The organism is Paraburkholderia sediminicola (assembly GCF_046026895.1).
In the GTDB taxonomy this organism is placed as follows: domain Bacteria; phylum Pseudomonadota; class Gammaproteobacteria; order Burkholderiales; family Burkholderiaceae; genus Paraburkholderia; species Paraburkholderia sediminicola_C.
Map to the genome: position 1 here is coordinate 1 of NZ_JAQQEU010000257.1, position 781 is coordinate 781.

The following is a 781-nucleotide window of genomic DNA, read 5'->3' on the forward strand; positions in this document are numbered from 1 at the left end:
GTCGTCAAACACGTCCCAATTGCACTGGTTGTAATACACATAAACGCCCGGCTCTTTCGCATCGGACGTCTTGACAGCGGCTATGCCCACCGCGCCGTCATGCGGTACCGTAACCGACGCGACATGTGTTCCGTCAAGATCAACGATATGGACGGCACGGCTGACGCCGCGAAGTATCAGGAGCCGATCGCCGTGCAGCGTCATGTCGTTGATGCCGTTTCCAATGCGAACCGTCCGTATCAGCTCGTTGTTCTCGACCACCAGCAGGCTGCCCGTCACGTCGGCGACGTAGTATCGGCCGTCCTTCCAGCACAACCCGACGATGCTCTGCGCAGCATCGATCGTGATCGGATCCGTTGCTGCATGTACCGAGCCGTTTTCTATGCTGACTGTATGGATCAGATTGGAACGGCAATAGTGGATCGTACCGCCGGGCCGCATGCATAGTGCCGCCGCTCTCTCGAACTCATTGAAATGCTTGAAATTGAGCAGGCACTGAAAGAGGCCCGTGCGGACATCGATCCTGCCCAGCCCGCCGAGCTCAGGATCCACAACAAAGATCGCGTCCTCCTCATTGCTATCGATCGAGCTGATGTTTTTTGCAAAGAGCGGACCTATCGCGGTGACCATCAGTCCTCCTGTCGGTTCGATGGGCGAGGTACAGCGCCAGTGCCTACGGTGCGTCTGACCGTTACGGCTCTTTGCGCGTCAATGCTTGTTGAATCCGATCGGCGTATTCGGAGAGATGCCTCAAATTGCTATCCAGGGAATCGCGCGAGGC

1 protein-coding gene is annotated in these 781 nt (G+C 57.1%); it reads right to left on the minus strand.

Annotated features, from left to right (window positions below; translation table 11 throughout):
• Positions 1 to 630 (minus strand): hypothetical protein (locus PQR02_RS40615; protein ID WP_408243418.1); only part of this gene is annotated, 630 nt, incomplete at its 3' end.
• Positions 631 to 781 lie beyond the last annotated feature (151 nt).